The organism is Protofrankia sp. CiP1_Cm_nod2 (assembly GCF_920664355.1).
Lineage (GTDB): Bacteria > Actinomycetota > Actinomycetes > Frankiales > Frankiaceae > Protofrankia.
On record NZ_CAKKTL010000149.1, the window covers coordinates 6,566 to 7,642 of the forward strand.

Consider the following 1,077-nt stretch of genomic DNA (forward strand, 5'->3'; position numbering starts at 1 on the left):
ATGTCCTGGGTGCCGATGTCCGGGGGGGAGTGCTTCCGGCGGAAGACGTCCCGGAGATCGCGCCGATGCCGTCGCCGCGCCCGTTGGCCTTGGTCCGGCCGGTCTTGCGGGGACGGCTTCTGCCGCTGACCGTTGCCACGGACGCTGGCCCCTCCTTCGCTTCCCTTTTCCCAGCCCGTTTTCCGGCCTTCCGGGATGCCGGGCCGTGCGTGGGACGTTACCCCCGCCGGTCGCGCGGTCAGGCGGGGGTGTTGCGGGTAGTAGGACGGTCACAGGCTCCCTCGAGGGGAGGGATGGATGCTCGGGCTGCCCGAACAGATCAAGGTATGCCTGTTCGATCTGGACGGTGTGCTGACCCCGACGGCCGCCGTCCATGCCGCGGCCTGGAAGGAGATGTTCGACGCCTTCCTCGAGCGGCGGGCCCGGCACGCAGGCGGCCCGTTCGTCCCGTTCAGCGTCCGTGACGACTATCCCGCCTACGTGGACGGCAGGCCGCGGGCGGACGGTGTCCGGTCGTTCCTCGCGTCCCGGCACATCGAGCTGCCCGTGGGCAGCCCGGCGGATCCGCCGACGGCGCAGACCGTGCACGGGCTGGGGAAGCGCAAGAACGAGATCCTGCTGGCCAGGCTCCGCGCGGGTGGGATCACCGCGTATCCGGGGTCCGTGCGGTACCTGCGCGCGCTGGCGGCCGCCGGGGCCGGACGCGCGGTCGTGTCGTCGAGCGCGAACTGCGCACAGGTCCTCACCGCGGCCGGCATCGACTGGCTGCTGCCCGTCCGGATCGACGCCGCGGTCGCGGCGCGTGAGCACCTGGCGGGCAAGCCGGCGCCGGACACCTACCTTGCCGCGGCCCGTGAGCTGCGTGCCGAGCCCCGGCAGGCGGCGGTGTTCGAGGACGCGCTCGCCGGGGTCGAGGCGGGGCGGGCCGGCGGTTTCGGCTTCGTGGTCGGCGTCGACCGGATCGGGCACGCCGACGCCCTGCTCGCGCACGGCGCGGACATCACCGTCCCCGACCTGGCCGTCCTGCTCGAACCGGGCGAACCCGAACCGGGCAAATCTGGGCCGGGCGAACCCGAA

General features: G+C 73.3%; 1 protein-coding gene. It reads left to right on the plus strand.

What is annotated here, in order from left to right; translation table 11 throughout:
• Positions 1-297: 297 nt before the first annotated feature.
• A partial coding sequence (locus NBW84_RS16260) for an HAD-IA family hydrolase (RefSeq protein ID WP_250285590.1) occupies positions 298-1,077 on the plus strand: 780 nt, incomplete at its 3' end.